Source organism: Celeribacter sp. HF31, from assembly GCF_011806455.1.
Lineage (GTDB): Bacteria > Pseudomonadota > Alphaproteobacteria > Rhodobacterales > Rhodobacteraceae > Celeribacter.
This window is the reverse complement of sequence record NZ_JAATOT010000007.1, coordinates 162,633-176,930: the sequence shown is the minus strand read 5'-3', so window position 1 is coordinate 176,930 and position 14,298 is coordinate 162,633. Positions and strand designations below refer to the sequence as shown.

14 protein-coding genes are annotated in these 14,298 nt (G+C 54.5%); 9 read left to right on the top strand and 5 right to left on the bottom strand.

All coding sequences use genetic code 11. The annotated features are described in order from the left end of the window. Positions 1 to 65: 65 nt before the first annotated feature. Positions 66 to 1,046, bottom strand: a complete 981-nt coding sequence (locus tag HCZ23_RS15835; RefSeq protein WP_167602715.1) for a GDP-L-fucose synthase — start codon at positions 1,044 to 1,046, stop codon at positions 66 to 68. A 273-nt stretch (positions 1,047 to 1,319) separates the two neighbouring features. On the opposite strand from HCZ23_RS15835, the gene HCZ23_RS15830 reads away from it, so the two are divergent. The 8 genes from HCZ23_RS15830 to HCZ23_RS15795 all read left to right on the top strand — a co-directional run bounded on the left by HCZ23_RS15830 (position 1,320) and on the right by HCZ23_RS15795 (position 10,805). After that, positions 1,320 to 2,573, top strand: a complete 1,254-nt coding sequence (locus HCZ23_RS15830; protein ID WP_167602714.1) for a WcaI family glycosyltransferase — start codon at positions 1,320 to 1,322, stop codon at positions 2,571 to 2,573. Between the two features lie 44 nt (positions 2,574 to 2,617). Beyond that, positions 2,618 to 3,736, top strand: coding sequence for a GDP-mannose 4,6-dehydratase (gene gmd, locus HCZ23_RS15825; protein WP_167602713.1), 1,119 nt, complete (start codon positions 2,618 to 2,620; stop codon positions 3,734 to 3,736). Between the two features lie 129 nt (positions 3,737 to 3,865). Next, positions 3,866 to 4,969 carry a glycosyltransferase family 4 protein gene (locus HCZ23_RS15820; RefSeq protein WP_167602712.1) on the top strand — a complete coding sequence of 368 codons (1,104 nt, stop codon included), beginning with the start codon at positions 3,866 to 3,868 and terminating at the stop codon, positions 4,967 to 4,969. Position 4,970: 1 nt separating this feature from the next. After that, positions 4,971 to 6,464, top strand: coding sequence for a hypothetical protein (locus HCZ23_RS15815; protein WP_167602711.1), 1,494 nt, complete (start codon positions 4,971 to 4,973; stop codon positions 6,462 to 6,464). Continuing rightward, positions 6,461 to 7,633 (top strand): glycosyltransferase, encoded by a 1,173-nt coding sequence (locus HCZ23_RS15810; protein ID WP_167602710.1) that lies wholly within the window; start codon positions 6,461 to 6,463, stop codon positions 7,631 to 7,633. Before HCZ23_RS15815 ends, HCZ23_RS15810 begins: the two co-directional genes overlap by 4 nt. Then, positions 7,630 to 8,895, top strand: a complete 1,266-nt coding sequence (locus HCZ23_RS15805) for a hypothetical protein (RefSeq protein WP_167602709.1) — start codon at positions 7,630 to 7,632, stop codon at positions 8,893 to 8,895. The genes HCZ23_RS15810 and HCZ23_RS15805 overlap by 4 nt, the downstream gene beginning before the upstream one ends. Before the next feature lie 16 nt (positions 8,896 to 8,911). Then, a complete protein-coding gene (locus HCZ23_RS15800) occupies positions 8,912 to 9,640 on the top strand; it encodes a hypothetical protein (RefSeq protein WP_167602708.1) in 729 nt (242 codons plus the stop codon). 82 nt (positions 9,641 to 9,722) lie between these two features. Continuing rightward, positions 9,723 to 10,805 (top strand): glycosyltransferase, encoded by a 1,083-nt coding sequence (locus HCZ23_RS15795; RefSeq protein WP_167602707.1) that lies wholly within the window; start codon positions 9,723 to 9,725, stop codon positions 10,803 to 10,805. A gap of 6 nt (positions 10,806 to 10,811) precedes the next feature. Here the strand turns inward: HCZ23_RS15795 and HCZ23_RS15790 are convergent, their stop codons facing one another. Then, positions 10,812 to 11,558: a sulfotransferase family 2 domain-containing protein gene (locus HCZ23_RS15790; RefSeq protein ID WP_167602706.1), complete on the bottom strand. Its 747-nt coding sequence runs from the start codon at positions 11,556 to 11,558 to the stop codon at positions 10,812 to 10,814. Positions 11,559 to 11,681: 123 nt separating this feature from the next. On the opposite strand from HCZ23_RS15790, the gene HCZ23_RS15785 reads away from it, so the two are divergent. Further along, on the top strand, positions 11,682 to 12,566 hold the full coding sequence (locus HCZ23_RS15785; RefSeq protein WP_167602705.1) for a glycosyltransferase family 2 protein: 885 nt from the start codon (positions 11,682 to 11,684) through the stop codon (positions 12,564 to 12,566). A 6-nt stretch (positions 12,567 to 12,572) separates the two neighbouring features. Here the strand turns inward: HCZ23_RS15785 and HCZ23_RS15780 are convergent, their stop codons facing one another. The 3 genes from HCZ23_RS15780 to HCZ23_RS15770 form a co-directional block, all read right to left on the bottom strand. Next, positions 12,573 to 13,160 (bottom strand): putative colanic acid biosynthesis acetyltransferase, encoded by a 588-nt coding sequence (locus HCZ23_RS15780; protein WP_167602704.1) that lies wholly within the window; start codon positions 13,158 to 13,160, stop codon positions 12,573 to 12,575. An 88-nt stretch (positions 13,161 to 13,248) separates the two neighbouring features. After that, positions 13,249 to 14,010, bottom strand: a complete 762-nt coding sequence (locus HCZ23_RS15775; protein WP_167602703.1) for a LamG domain-containing protein — start codon at positions 14,008 to 14,010, stop codon at positions 13,249 to 13,251. Between the two features lie 4 nt (positions 14,011 to 14,014). Next, the gene (locus HCZ23_RS15770) at positions 14,015 to 14,281 is read right to left on the bottom strand and encodes a hypothetical protein (protein WP_167602702.1); all 267 of its coding nucleotides are present in this window, start codon (positions 14,279 to 14,281) and stop codon (positions 14,015 to 14,017) included. Positions 14,282 to 14,298 lie beyond the last annotated feature (17 nt).

Here is a 14,298-nt window from a genome sequence, read left to right as displayed (position 1 = left end):
CTTTCTTATATCACACCGCATGAGTTTCTCCCGGCAAAAGGATTACGGAATAAGTGGAATTCCGCTTATTTCGACCGAAGTTGGTCCAGGCCTTGTTGCAGGAACCATGCGTAGGTCTCTTCGATGCCCTGTTCGAGCGGGATTGTCGCGGTCCATCCAAGACGCGCCAGCCGGCTGACATCCATCAGTTTGCGCGGGGTCCCGTCCGGCTTTGTCGCGTCGAATTCCAGCGCCCCCTCAAAGCCTGTGACGCGGGCGACGGTTTCGGCCAATTCGCGAATGGTGACATCCGTGCCGGAGCCGACATTGATGTGGCTGAGCATCGGTTCAGTTTCGCGTTGATAGGTTTCATCCGCCAGATCGAGCACGAACAGCGATGCCTCGGCCATGTCATCGACATGCAGGAACTCGCGCATCGGTTTGCCCGACCCCCAAACGGTGACGCTTTCATCTCCTCTTTGTGCCGCTTCGTGGAAACGACGGATCAGCGCGGGCAGGACGTGGGAGTTTTCCGGGTGGAAATTGTCGCCGGGGCCATAGAGGTTTGTGGGCATCACGGAGCGGTAATCGACACCGTATTGGCGGTTGTAGCTTTCGCAGAGTTTGATCCCGGCGATCTTGGCGATGGCATAGGCTTCGTTCGTGGGTTCGAGCGTGCCGGTCAGCAGGGCGTCTTCGCGCATAGGTTGATCGGCCAGTTTCGGATAGATGCAGGACGACCCGAGTTGCAACAGCTTTTTGACCCCGGCCTCATAGGCTGCGTGGATCACGTTGCACTCGATCATCAGGTTCTCGTAGATGAACTGCGCAGGGTAGCTGTTGTTGGCGATGATGCCGCCCACTTTTGCCGCCGCCAGAATGACCTGATCGGGCTTTTCCGTTTGCATGAACTCTTGCACGGCGGCCTGATTTTTAAGGTCCAGTTCAGCCGACGTGCGTGTCACGAGGGTCAAATCTTCGCCTGACGCCTGACGCGCCTCAAGGCTTCGCATGATTGCTCCGCCGACCATTCCGCGGTGTCCAGCGACATAAATTTTCTTCGTCATCGATTGCTCTCGTTCAGCTGTTTGAAAAGTCTGAATTTTAGGCGATGGTGAGAAAAAGGTTTCACAACCAACACGTGTGGCGATCTTTCACCTTACTTGCGTGACATTTTTTCTGCAGTTGCACAAGGCTGGTGTATTCTGCACTTGCATAATGACGGCCTGTGCTGCGTAAATGCCAAAGTGTCTTAGCGTCAATCAGAGGCGCTTTGATCATCTCTAACGCTTGGGTGCGCTGAGGTGCTCCTTTCTGTAGCTTGGGAAAGCGGTGGTGGTTTGAAAATACAATGCCTCAGTTTGAACTATGCGCCGGAAGAAATCGGGATTGCTGTCTACTCGACGGGCTTTGCGCAGGAAATGTCCGCGCGCGGCCATGATGTGTCGGTGCTTTGTGCGCATCCTTATTACCCGCAGTGGCGTTTGCGGCCGGACTGGCCCAAATTCGGCTATCGTACGGTCCAGGCCGGGGAGGCAGAGCCGAAAGTCGTGCATTGTCCGCTTTATGTCCCCAAGGTGCCGACCGCCAAATCCCGGATGCTGCATTATGCAAGTTTTGCCCTGACGGCCTTTCCACGCATGACTTTAGACGCCGCCAAGGGCCGTCCCGATGTCATTTTCGTGGTCGCGCCGTCGCTGGTTTCCGCCGTGACGGCTTGGGTGACGGCCCGCCTGACAGGGGCCAAGCTCTGGCTTCACATCCAGGATTTCGAAGTGGAAGCCGCTTTCGCTACGGGAGCGATTGCGCCCGAAAGCCGTCTCGGGCGGGCTGCGCGGGCGTTTGAGGGCTGGATGATGAGCAAATTCGACATGATCAGCTCCATCTCCGGGCCGATGCTCGATAAATTGCGCTCAAACGGCATTCCCGAAGACAAGATTTTCGAATTCCGCAACTGGGCCAACCTGAAGAAGGTCAAGGTGATCGAAGGCGTTTCGCCGATGCGGGCGGAGCTTGGGATCGAGACGGAATTCGTGGCCTATTACTCCGGCAATGTCGCGGCAAAGCAGGGGTTGGAAATCATTCCCGAGGCGGCGCGGCTTTTGGCGGAGCGCGATGATTTGACCTTCGTGATTTGCGGCGAGGGGCCTTTTCTGGAAACGCTTAAGCAAAAGGCAGAAGGTTTAAAAAATATCCGCTTCTACCCGCTTCAGCCTTTCGAAAAACTGAGCGATGCATTGGGCATGGCGGATGTGCATCTTCTGCCGCAGATTGCGGGTGTGGCCGAACTGGTTTTGCCCTCAAAGCTGACGAATATGCTGGCCTCCGGGCGCCCGGTTGTCGCCACCGCCTATCCCGATACGGCGTTGGCACAGGAGGTCGCGGGCGCAGGGCTTGTGACAGAGCCCGGAAATGCCAGGGCGTTTGCCGATGCGATTGAACAGATGCTGGACGATCCTGAGCAACGTCTCGCTTACGGTCGCGTGGCGCGAACAAGAGCTTTGGAAAATTGGGACATGTCGGCCATTTTGAACCGGCTCGAAACACGAATGACACATCTCGCCGATAGGCGCGTATCTGTCGAACAATTCTAAGTATCATTGACGTGCGCGTTAAGACCTGAAGGAACAAGACACCGATGAAAAAGGCACTGATCACCGGGATTACCGGGCAAGATGGCTCATATCTGGCGGAGTTTTTGCTTGAGAAAGGCTATGAGGTTCACGGGATCAAACGTCGTGCCTCTTTGTTCAACACGCAGCGCGTGGATCATATTTACGAGGACCCGCACACGGATAAGGCGCGTCTCAAGCTGCATTACGGCGATCTGACCGATACGTCGAACCTTACGCGTCTTTTGCGCGACATTGAGCCGGACGAAGTCTATAACCTCGGTGCGCAATCCCATGTCGCCGTATCGTTCGAGGCGCCGGAATACACCGCCGATGTAGATGCCACCGGCACGCTGCGTCTCTTGGAGGCGATCCGTTTCCTGGGGCTCGAAAAGAAGACCCGGTTTTATCAGGCCTCGACCTCGGAACTGTTCGGCAAGGTGCAGGAAATTCCGCAGAAAGAAACCACGCCGTTCTATCCGCGCTCGCCCTATGCCGTGGCCAAGATGTATGCCTATTGGATCGCGGTGAATTACCGCGAAAGCTACGGCATTTATGCCTGTAACGGTATCCTGTTTAACCACGAAAGCCCGCGCCGCGGTGAGACTTTTGTGACGCGTAAGATCACCCGCGGCCTGTCCAATATCGCGATGGGGCTCGAGCCCTGCCTCTACATGGGCAACATCGACGCGCTGCGCGATTGGGGGCATGCCAAGGACTACGTGCGGATGCAGTGGATGATGCTGCAACAGGACGCGCCCGAAGATTTCGTGATCGCCACCGGGGTGCAATATTCGGTGCGCGAATTCATCATCTGGACCGCGCGCGAACTGGGCATTGAGCTTGAGTTTAAAGGAGAGGGTGTGGAGGAAACTGCCACCGTCTCCGCGATCTCTGGCGATAAAGCCCCCGCGCTCAAGGTCGGCGATGTCATCATGCGCATCGACCCGCGTTATTTCCGCCCGGCGGAAGTGGAAACCCTCTTGGGCGACCCGACCAAAGCCAAGGAGAAACTCGGCTGGGTGCCGGAAATCACCGCGCAGGAAATGTGTACGGAGATGGTTGCGGAAGACCTGAAAGCCGCAAAACGCGTGGCGCTTTTGAAGGAACACGGCCTGGAATTGCCCGTGAGTGTTGAGGGCTGATGCGACCCGCGGATTTGAGTTCTTCGCCTGGGTCTTATGCGCCAAAGGCCGGTGCCGTAATTCCCGGAGTTGGTGACACGAACGTCATATCCGTCCGTCAAAAACGGGTGTTGGAGTCACAGTAAGAACATGACTGTCGATGGTGAAAAAAACGTCCTCTTCCTCGGTCTTCAAACCTATAGCCGTTTCGGGGGCATCCAGCGTTTTAACCAGCGTCTGGTGAGCGCTTTGCTGTCTGTGGTTGGGCCTGACCGCCTTACGGCCCACTTCACTCAGGATGCGCCGACGGATATTCCCTCGGACATGTCGATGTGTGTGACGGGGTTTGGGCGCAAAAAAATCTCATACATCTATCAGTCACTGAAGAAATCGCTTTCGGCAGATACGCTTATTCTCGGTCATATCAATTTGCTGTGGCTCGGACGTCTGGCCAAGCTTATTCATCCAAAGCTCAACGTCATCATGATGGCGCATGGGGTCGAAGTCTGGAACGATCCGGCCTTTCGCAAAATTCGGTTTTATGAACCCTATCTTTTGCGAAAACTCGATCGGATTGCGGCCGTAAGCGCCTATACCGCAGGTGTCATGCAACGCGAATTTCATCTGCCTGAAGCCCTTTTCACGATTTTTCCGAACACGGTGAATCCTGAAGTCGATGCGGAGCATCATCCCTCCGCTCCGCCGTTTGCGCTGGCTGTGAGCCGGATGGATGAGCATGACCGGACCAAACATCTGGATCAGATCATTCGCGCGATGAAGCTGTTGCCGGACCACCTGTCTCAGACACGCCTTGTCATCGTGGGGGATGGTGTTCTGCGCCCCGACTATGAAGCCCTTGTCGCAGAAAACGGTCTGACGGAGCGTGTCGAATTTGCCGGGCGCGTCAGTGAGGAACGTTTGCTTGAGCTGTACCAAACGGCCACGCAATTTGTGCTTCCGTCTTCCAAGGAGGGGTTCGGGATCGTCTACCTCGAAGCCTGGAGTCATCTTCTGCCGGTCATCTGCTCTGTCCATGGCGCGGCGCCCGAGGTTGTCAGCGATGGCGTGGACGGGTATGCGGTCGAGCCGACCGACACTGAGGCCCTCGCGACGGCAATGGCGCGCCTGTTCGATGATCCTGACCTTGCGGCCGATATGGGACGAAAAGGTGCAGAGAAAATGCGTCGCTCCTACACCACAGACACGCTGAACCGCAATGTTGCGGCGCTGTTGGCAAAGAGGAGCGCGCAGTAAGATGTCGATGACGGAACAGGCCGATATGTCCGTATCTTTTGCGAACCGCGTTCGAATTATGCGGGTGCAAATCGTGGCAATGAGTGTTTTGGCCGTTTTTCAACTGGCAATCGGCAGTTCTATTCTGCTCACAGTTGTGTTGTGGGGTATTGCCTGCGTGTCGGCACTGTTCCTTATGCAGCGCTCTATCCGGCCTTCTGATGTTTTTGTCTATCTGCTTGGGCTTTACTGTGGAACCTTTACGCTCATTTTGAAATCCATGTTGGGGCAGAAACTACAAACCAATTTAGTCGAACCTACAGCCTCTTCTGCTGTCATGATGATCGGCTTCTCATCGGTGATGCTGGCTGCAATTTTGGCGAAAATGCTTGGTGGTAGATATTCCTCTCAGATTAGCAAACGTATGAACGATCTCGCGGAAAACGGGGTAACGTTTCTTCCGATCATACTTGCCTTTGGTCTTCTGAGCCGTTTCGCTTTTGTCCTTTTGGTGAAGGCCAGTGAGAGTGGGTCTTCTCTAGGTGCTTACTTGAATCTCTTTCAGCCCATTTTGATGTTTGGCATGTTCATGGCGCTGTTCCACGCTGCACGTGGTTCTCAGCTTGCGAAGTGGGGGGTGATTTCCTGTCTCGTGTCAGGTGTTATTTTGACAATGCTTGGGAATGTAAAAGTTGAAACCATAAATATGTTTATGGCTCTCTTCTTTGGCGTTCTTTTCCTGAATCTCAAAATCAAATTCAGGCATTTGTTTGCCATTTCTCTGGTCGCCTATTTGGCCGTATCTATCCTTGCGCCAGCCGTTCAATTGGCGCGAAAGGATCTGGCCGGCGTTTATGCGTGGCAGCGGATTGCCGCGACATGGGATGTGATTGTTGACTCGGGTTTTTCGCCTGCGACTTTAGCAAGGCTGCAAGATCAGCATTTTGAAAGTTTTGCTTATTCCTACGGGCCGTATAACAGCTACGTTTATCCAAGTTCTGCGAATGTCGATCGCTTTATGATGATTTTCCCGACAGATCAGGTCATGCGTTCTAGTCAAGGTGCAGGAGGCGTTTCAATCGCGGATGCAGTAGAAGAAATGGGAGAGCTTATTTTGCCCTCATTTTTGATCTCTAAAGACCCTGAAGCTTTGTCGGACATCGTAGCTTGGGAGGCAAAAATTCGTTCGGAAGGATCAATTGCAAGACCCGTAATCGGGCTAGTCGCGTCAACTGTCTCCATAAGCGGAAGCCTAAACATAGTGATCATTCCATTTATCACTATTTTGCCTACATTTCTGATAATGAACTATTTTTTTGGAAATGTTAACGGTTTGGCATTTGGTGCGCTGAGTTGCTTTTTCATGATGCGACTAGCCGAGAAAGAATTTGAACGTTTTTACAGTATGGCTTTGAGAGAACTTCCCTTACTTTGGGTAACCTGCCTTCTTTTGCTATTTGTGATCCACTACATGCCTCGTTTTGTCCGGCACGGAGAGAGACGAGAAGCCCTATGAAAATCACCCTCTCCACCATCGGTCGTTTTCACATGTTTCCTCTGGCCAGAGAGCTTGAACGCCATGGTGTGCTTGAGCGGATTTACAGTGGGTTTCCGTGGTCGAAGTTGGAGCGAGAGGGCGTGTCCCGGGAGCGGGTCAAGACCTTTCCCTATGTGCGGCCTTTGCTTATGGGCACGCGTGCTTTGCCCTTTCAGGTGCCGCATGCCGCCCTTGATCGATTGCATCAGCTTTCTGTCGCCACTTTGGATCGATACGTGGCGAAAGACCTGCCGGACAGCGATATTTTTGTAGGTCACGAAGGCGTTGGGTTGATCAGCGGCGCCGCCGCGCAAAAGCGCGGCATGCTCTACGTCTGTGATCGCGGCTGTGCGCATATGGCCTGGCGCGAGGAGATTCTGAACGAAGAGAACGCCCGTTTCGGATTGCCGCCACGCCCAAGACCCCAGACCTATGGCCGTGAGATCGAGGAATATGATCGGGCCGATCTGATCGTGGTGGCCTCTGAAATGGCGAAGCGCTCGTTTCTGGCCAAAGGGTTTGAGGAAGAGAAGATAAAAGTCGTCCCCTATGGGGTGAATTTTGAACGCTTTCACCGCGTGGATGTCCCGAAAGACGACTGTTTCGAGGTGTTGTTCGTTGGCGGTTTGTCTTTTCGCAAAGGGGCGGCCGATCTTTTTGACGCGTTTGAGGCGGCCGAGATCGCGAACAAACGCCTGACCATCATCGGCCGGATCGATCCGCAGGTTGAAACCTTTCTGAAAGACCGGCTGACTGCGCCGTCGGTCCGCTGTCTCGGTCATGTCGCGCATGACCAGCTCAAAGAGCATATGTCACGTGCCGATGTGATGGCGATGCCCAGCATCGAGGATGGTTTTGGGATGGTTGTCGGCGAGGCTCTGGCCTGTGGTTGTCCGGTCATCGTCTCTTCGAATGCAGGTGCTGCGGATATTGTGCGAGAGGGGGAAAACGGCTTCGTCATCCCGATCCGCAGCCCCGAAATTCTTCGCGAAAAGCTCGAATATCTCGCGCGGACACCGGATGTTCAGCGGGCGATGTCCGAGGCTGCTGAAAACTCCATCCGAACCCTGGGCGGGTGGGATGAGTATGGCAAGAAGATGATAGAGATTTACGGCGAGGCTCTGCGCGCTCGGGGCCGCGCTACATGAGTTCGCTTGCGCGCAAGATGGCCCAACATGCGCCAAGGGCCCTCATTTTCCTAACTGGAAGTGCCGGGGCGCAGGGGCTTGCGGCGGTCACTGGGCTTTTCCTGGCGCGCTGGATGCCCGTGCCCGATTACGCGCTCTACACGGTGATGATCACATTGATCGGGACCATGAATGTGATCACCAAGGGTGGAACACATTTTGGATATGCATCCATCCTAGGCCGAGTCTGGCCCGACAAGGCGCGCGCCGCTCAGGCGGTGAAGGCGGTTTTGACCGTGCGCCGCTCTGTTTCTCTTTGGACCCTTCCTCCGGTGGTGTTTCTGACGGCCTGGCTGCTGCACAAGAACGGCGCATCTTTCGGGGAAATCGTCGCTTTATGCGGTCTTTTATTCGCGATGTGGTGGGCGGACATGCAGACCCGGCTCGTCGATCAAATCCTGTTCTATGCGCATCTCACCACGCGCGTTCAAATGCTCGATACGATACTTGCGGCCTTGCGCCTGACGGGCGCAACGGCTCTCTATCTTCTCAGTTTTCTGAACGTGATTTCTGCCGTGGTGCTCAGCGTTCTTGTGTCGCTCTCTCGTGTGCCATTCATTGTGCGTTGGGTGCATCGCCTTGTGCCTGTGCGGGAGGCCGCAATTGACCAATCCGATATCGACATCATCAAAGACAGTGTTCGAAAACAGCTGCCTGTTGAAATTTACATGGTTCTTCAGGCCCAGATCATTCTGGTTCTGTTGAGCCTTTTTGGCACGGGCACGGATGTCGCGGGCTTTGGGGCTTTGGGGCGTATCGGTTTCATCCTTGTGCCTTTGATGATGTTCTCTTCCGCCTTCCTCATTCCGATCTACACGCGCGCAAAAGAGCATTTGATTTCGCTGCTTTTTGGACTCGTTTTTCTGGCTGCTCTTCCGTGTCTGGTCCTGATTGCGTTGACCTATCTGTATCCCGACGCAATGCTTTGGCTCATCGGTGACAACTATGCCGGGCTGCAAGTGGAAGTTCTTTGGGCAGTCAGCGTCTCGGCCGCAACACGGCTTGCGACCATCTACCGAAATCTGATTGGCAGCCGTGGGTGGATAAGGTTCAATCTTCTTCAGATACCTCTCTTCTTCGTTTGGATTGTCGCCGCGATCTTTTCGCTGGACATCTCAACGATCGTTGGCGCGTTCCAGCTTCAGCTGGGGTTCGCGGCCATTATCGCTATCGCGGCAAGTGTCGATCTGATTGTCAGTGGCATCGTTCAGAAACCAAAATAACCAAGTGAGAGACCCTATGCTCAAGACCTCAGTTATACGTCGTTTGAGATATAATCTGACGATTTGGTCCACAAGGACGCCAAGCCTGTATTACGCATTGCGGCGTTTGACGGGACGGATGAATGACCGGTGTGTCACCGCGGCTTCCGATATCGTCATCGAGGGGTTCCCGCGTTCGGCGAACAGCTCCACCGCGCATGCTTTCATTGATCGTCAACCGGAAGACATCCAAGTTGCGCATCATCTGCATCACGTCGCCCAGCTTTTGAGAGGGATCGAGCTCAACCTGCCTTGCGTCGCTCTGATCCGGGAGCCCCGAAGCGCGATTTTGTCCATGAAGTCGCTGGTCGCTGAAGCCGCCGAGCGCGAAGGCGGTGACAAAAATGTGGAGCCCTTCGAAGATACGATCAAGGCCTGGCTCACGTTCTATGAGGCTTTGGAGCCCCATTTGGATCGTGTCGTCATTGCGCCTTTTTCAGAGGCGACCAAGTCGGTTGAAACCGTGATCACGAATGTGAACCGTAAGTTTGGGACACAATTTGTGACGGAATTCCCGGACGGAAAGGAAGCCCGGACACTGGGATATCACGCAAAACCGAACCCGTTGAGAAACCGGATTAAAGAAACGCTTGAGGCTGAATTGCGGACCCTTGAGCAGGAAAGCCCGACATTTCGCAGCGATCTGGAGCGGGCGAACCGTTTGTACGACAAATATTTAGAAATTCACGCATCGCGTGCGCAATGAGTGAGGTGTTTTCGTGAGGGTCCTACACATAATCGACTCAGTGAACCCTGATCAGGGCGGACCTTTAGCCTTCGCAATGAACATGGCCAAAGAGCGCGCGAGGCACGGGCATAGCTCAGTTTTTGTCTCGACCGATCCGGCAAGTTCATCCTGGCTGGAGGAGTTTCCTTTCCCCGTCATCCTTGCGTCGAAATCCCGCAGCGGTGTCCAGCGCGCTGTCAATGACGCCTGTGCGACATGCGATGTCGCCATCGTGCACGGACTTTGGAATACGGCCGTTATCGGCGGGTATCCCGCTCTGCGTAAAAATGCCGTGCCTTGGGTTCTTTACCCACACGGGATGCTGGACCCCTATTTCAAGAAGATTAAGCCCATAAAAAACCTGATCAAACATGTGTATTGGGCGCTATGGCAGGGCCGGATGTTGAGTGGGGCTTCGCAGGTGTTGTTCACCTGTCAGGAAGAACAGACACTCGCCAGAAATGCGTTTTTTGGGCATAACACTTACAATGGTCTTGCGGTTTCGTATTGTGCCGCGGATCAATCCATCGAGGCCCCGCAGGAGATCGGATTGGAGTGTTTTCAAGGGCGTGACATGACGCGTCCTTACCTGCTGTTTCTCAGCCGCATTCATCCAAAGAAAGCCATCGACAATTTGCTCCAAGCCTTTGCGGGTCTTGCGGATCGTTTCCCGGATGTGGACCTTGTTCTTGCCGGGCCGGATCGGAATGAATACGGCGACACCCTCAAGGACATGGTTCAGGATATGGGGCTAAGCGATCGCGTCATTTGGACCGGGGCGGTTTCCGGGGATGCCAAAAAGGCGCTCTTCGCGCGGGCTCGGGCCTTTGTCCTGCCGTCGCATCAGGAAAATTTTGGCCAGGTTGTCGCGGAAGCTTTGTCGGCTGGCACGCCCGTATTGATTTCCGACAAGGTGAATATCTACAAGGAGATCATTGAAAACGGGGCCGGTCTGGTGTGCGAAGACACAACCGATAGCACCGGGGAAATGCTTGAAACTTTCCTCTCCATGCCGGAGGGGGATTACACCGCGATGAAGCAGGCAACCCGCCCGACCTATGATCGGTTTTTCTCCCTCGAAAGCGCCTATTCGGCCTTGCAGGAGCAACTCGAAGGCGCGATCAGGGATCATGCTCCGTCGTAATTTGTTTTAGAACGGGTTCCAGCAATCGTATTTGGCAAGACCAGAAGCCCCTAGCTGAGCCGCAACGGCACGTGTTGTCTCCGTCGCGCTGAGGTGAGGTTGGCTCAGGGCGCCGCTTTCGTCATAGCCGAAGGCCTTCATGTCATCCCCGTAAAGATCGAATATTTTTTCTCTTTGAGAGGAAGAAAGTTCCAGTTCACGATATTGCCCGGCATTCAGGCGCGGAACGGATATTTGAATTCCGTGCCCCTGCAAAAGCTCCGAGGCTTCTGCCATCAAATTCTCACATCGAACGACGTGATCGGTAAGGTAGTCCCCTTTTTCATCAATAAGCTGTGTGGAAATCGGGCGTCTGGGCTTGTCTTTAAGCCAATCCAGGAAATAGTCGAAAGATTGCGCGGTGCGCACCTCTTTGAAGACCTCCTTATATTGCGGAGGCAAATTATCTCTTAGAACATGATTGTAATAGGAAACGCTCCATGAGAGCGGATGACGTACGACGGTGAATTTCAGGGCGCCGTCAAAAAACCGCGAGGGCAAGATCTGTTCCGCGGCCTTGAAACTCAAATGGCTGTGATTGCGAAAGTTGAACAATCGATGGTGCAAGCCGCCCAAGCCGATCTTGCGCAGAGCCCGCGCGACGCCTGTTGCGGGGAAGGGGTCGGCATAGGGCTCAAGAGCTGCAGAGACGCTCGTGCTCGCGGATTTCGGCACACGACAGTAGATAAGATTTTTCGATTTGGAAACAATCATATGAACGAGGTCTATCGGCTTGTGTGGGGATGATACAAAGTATTCAAACAGCTTTGAACAAATGGTGCAACATTGTATAGTTGAGGCAGGAATAATGTTTGGCCCAGAGGATAGGATTTGAGCATGGCACAGTCCATTACGGCCATTATTCTCACGTTCAATGAAGAACAACATATTGAACGTTGCCTTCGCTCTCTTGAGGACGTTGTGGAGCGGGTTTGCGTCATCGACAGTTTTTCCACGGATCGTACCGTAGAAATTGCCGAAGGTCTCGGCGCAGAGGTGTTTCAAAATCCTTGGCCCGGCCATGCGGCTCAGTTCCAGTGGGCGCTAGATGAGGTCGGGGTTTCGTCGGATTGGACGCTGCGGATCGACGCGGATGAGTATCTGGATGCCGGATTGCGGTCGGCCCTGTCTCGCGATTGGGCAGATGAAGCCCTCAACGGGTATTATCTACGCCGCAAAATTGTCTTTCTCGGGCGCCCTATCACGCATGGGTTTTTCTACCCGCTCAAGATCATGCGTCTGTGGCGCACGGGCCAAGGCCGGATGGAACAGCGGCGCATGGACGAGCATATCGTTCTCAAGTCGCCGCGTACTGCGGTGCTCGAAGGTGGCGATCTTGTCGATGAAAATCTCAATCCACTGAGTTGGTGGGTTGAGAAGCACAATGGGTATGCCTCACTCGAAGCCATTTCGCGGATCGAAGCTGAAGAGGGCAAGCGTACGTCAGAGGAGAAACTCTCAGGCCAGGCCGCACGCAAAAGATGGCTCAAGGAAAAGGTTTACACGCGTATTCCTTCGACGCTGCGGGCGAGTTTGTACTTTTTTTATCGCTATGTGCTGGGCCGGGGGTTTCTGGATGGGAAGGAAGGCTTCTTTTTCCACTTTCTTCAGGCCTATTGGTATCGCACCCTCGTAGAGGCCAAGCTGTACGAATTGAACAAACGTGCAGAAAAAGCCAATAAAACTGCCTACGCTCTGTTGCAGGACGAAGGTGTTTTGTAGCCAAGATCACGCGTTGGGATCAAACGGCCTCGCCTTGATCCGTTTGGCGGGATTGCCGGCATAAACACTCCAGGGTTCGAGCGTGCCGGAGATGACAGCCCTCGCCCCTATGACACAGCCTTCAGGCACCGTCACGCCGGGGCCAACAAATGCATCCGCTGCGACCCAGACTTGTGGGCCCAAAACAATGGGCCGGGTTTGAAGGGGATTCGATGCGAGCCGGAAATCATGTGTGCCCCCGCATAGAAAGGCGCCCTGCGAGACAATTGTCCCTTCTCCGATGGAAATCGGGGCCATATTGTAGCACTGAACCCTATCTGCCAGAACGGAGTTCGCGGCCATTTCAAGATTGGGCGGATACCAAATTTTTGCGCCGCCCCGCACGCTCGCGGTCCGATCAATCTTTGCGCCAAATGAGCGCAACAGAAACCGCCGCCACGCGCCCATCTGAGGAGGGGTCCAGGAGGCAAGGAGCGTCCACAAGATACTCCAAATCAGTCGTTTCAGGCGGTGACCAAAGGAAAAATTCGGCGCGTCTCTATCAGCCACCACAGAGGCTGATAGAGCGTTCTTTTCGGGGGGCGTGGCAGGCATCGGAAAACCTCCTGAGAATGGCCTATGGAAATACACCTTGTCTTATCTCGTGTCGAGAACAAGGCGTTAGCCTTCCCTTCGTCGCCCCTCACACCAAGCTCCGGCCCTGTTTCTGGGCCATAAAGGAGACCAAGAGGGTGCGCTCACTGGCCGTCAGCACGCGGTCATACACTGCCAGGCCATGCACTTTCCCTGCTGTAAAATTGCCCGCTCTGAATGAACATAGGCGGAGATCGACAGCCGGACCGTAGGTCCCGCTTGTCGCAACGGACGAGAAAGTCGCGTCGTCAACCGAAATGGACGTCGCGCCAGAGATCCATTGTCCTAAAACAACGGCAGGGCCGCTTGGCACATTTTGTGATGTTTCATAGGTTGTCGCTGCCCCTTGACGATCAAGCACACGATATGTGGTTGGGTCCCCTAAGTCCCCGGCGTGTATACTCCAATAACGGCTGCCGTCTTGGTTCAGCGTGGCCAGGCCGCGTGAACTCCCGACATCTTCAACAGCCACGACCATTGTAAAGCTATAGTCGCTGATCGGGGCCGCCACGGACATAAAGTCATCCACCCCGTCAAATGCGAGCCAATGCTGATCAGTGTTGGTGCCATATAGCGGCCGGGCGGCCGCTGAGGTTTGCGTCATATGATTGCCATTGCCGCTCTTATCCAACATCGCTGCGACCGGATCGCCCGTTTGGGTCACCGCAGTTGTCATGGCCGTGTCCTGATACAAAGCAGACAGGTCGCTTGCATCATACCACGCGACAAGACCAGCCAATGACGCCGGAGAAAACTCCGATTCTCGTCGTTTGGCTGACAATGTCGAGATATTCCAATCGAGGCCAAACATCAGTTCACCCCACGATAAATGCGTGAATGCCTGTCGCGGTGGTGCCCGTTGCGTTCACGCGCCGCACGCCCACAGGCAAAATGGCAAAGTCTCCAACTGCGACGGTGCGCGTTTCGTTCTTTTGGGTTTCCAAAGACAGAGTCCCGGCACCTTCGATATACAATGCAACCGCGACAGTCTCCAAATCAGTGGTGTCAGAGGGCGTCACCGGGCTGAGATCGGTTGCCGGGCCGTTCAGGGACGGTGTGCGGTTTTTGAAGGGGTCAGACATGGTAGGATCCTTTGCTC

Coding starts and splice junctions, on each gene's coding strand:
- HCZ23_RS15775 (WP_167602703.1), bottom strand. CDS start 14,010: ATGTTTGGCCTCGATTGGAATATCTCGACATTGTCAGCCAAACGACGA.
- HCZ23_RS15815 (WP_167602711.1), top strand. CDS start 4,971: ATGTCGATGACGGAACAGGCCGATATGTCCGTATCTTTTGCGAACCGC.
- HCZ23_RS15805 (WP_167602709.1), top strand. CDS start 7,630: ATGAGTTCGCTTGCGCGCAAGATGGCCCAACATGCGCCAAGGGCCCTC.
- HCZ23_RS15835 (WP_167602715.1), bottom strand. CDS start 1,046: ATGACGAAGAAAATTTATGTCGCTGGACACCGCGGAATGGTCGGCGGA.
- HCZ23_RS15795 (WP_167602707.1), top strand. CDS start 9,723: ATGGCCAAAGAGCGCGCGAGGCACGGGCATAGCTCAGTTTTTGTCTCG.
- HCZ23_RS15780 (WP_167602704.1), bottom strand. CDS start 13,160: ATGCCTGCCACGCCCCCCGAAAAGAACGCTCTATCAGCCTCTGTGGTG.
- HCZ23_RS15770 (WP_167602702.1), bottom strand. CDS start 14,281: ATGTCTGACCCCTTCAAAAACCGCACACCGTCCCTGAACGGCCCGGCA.
- HCZ23_RS15800 (WP_167602708.1), top strand. CDS start 8,912: ATGCTCAAGACCTCAGTTATACGTCGTTTGAGATATAATCTGACGATT.
- HCZ23_RS15820 (WP_167602712.1), top strand. CDS start 3,866: ATGACTGTCGATGGTGAAAAAAACGTCCTCTTCCTCGGTCTTCAAACC.
- gmd (WP_167602713.1), top strand. CDS start 2,618: ATGAAAAAGGCACTGATCACCGGGATTACCGGGCAAGATGGCTCATAT.
- HCZ23_RS15790 (WP_167602706.1), bottom strand. CDS start 11,558: ATGATTGTTTCCAAATCGAAAAATCTTATCTACTGTCGTGTGCCGAAA.
- HCZ23_RS15785 (WP_167602705.1), top strand. CDS start 11,682: ATGGCACAGTCCATTACGGCCATTATTCTCACGTTCAATGAAGAACAA.
- HCZ23_RS15810 (WP_167602710.1), top strand. CDS start 6,461: ATGAAAATCACCCTCTCCACCATCGGTCGTTTTCACATGTTTCCTCTG.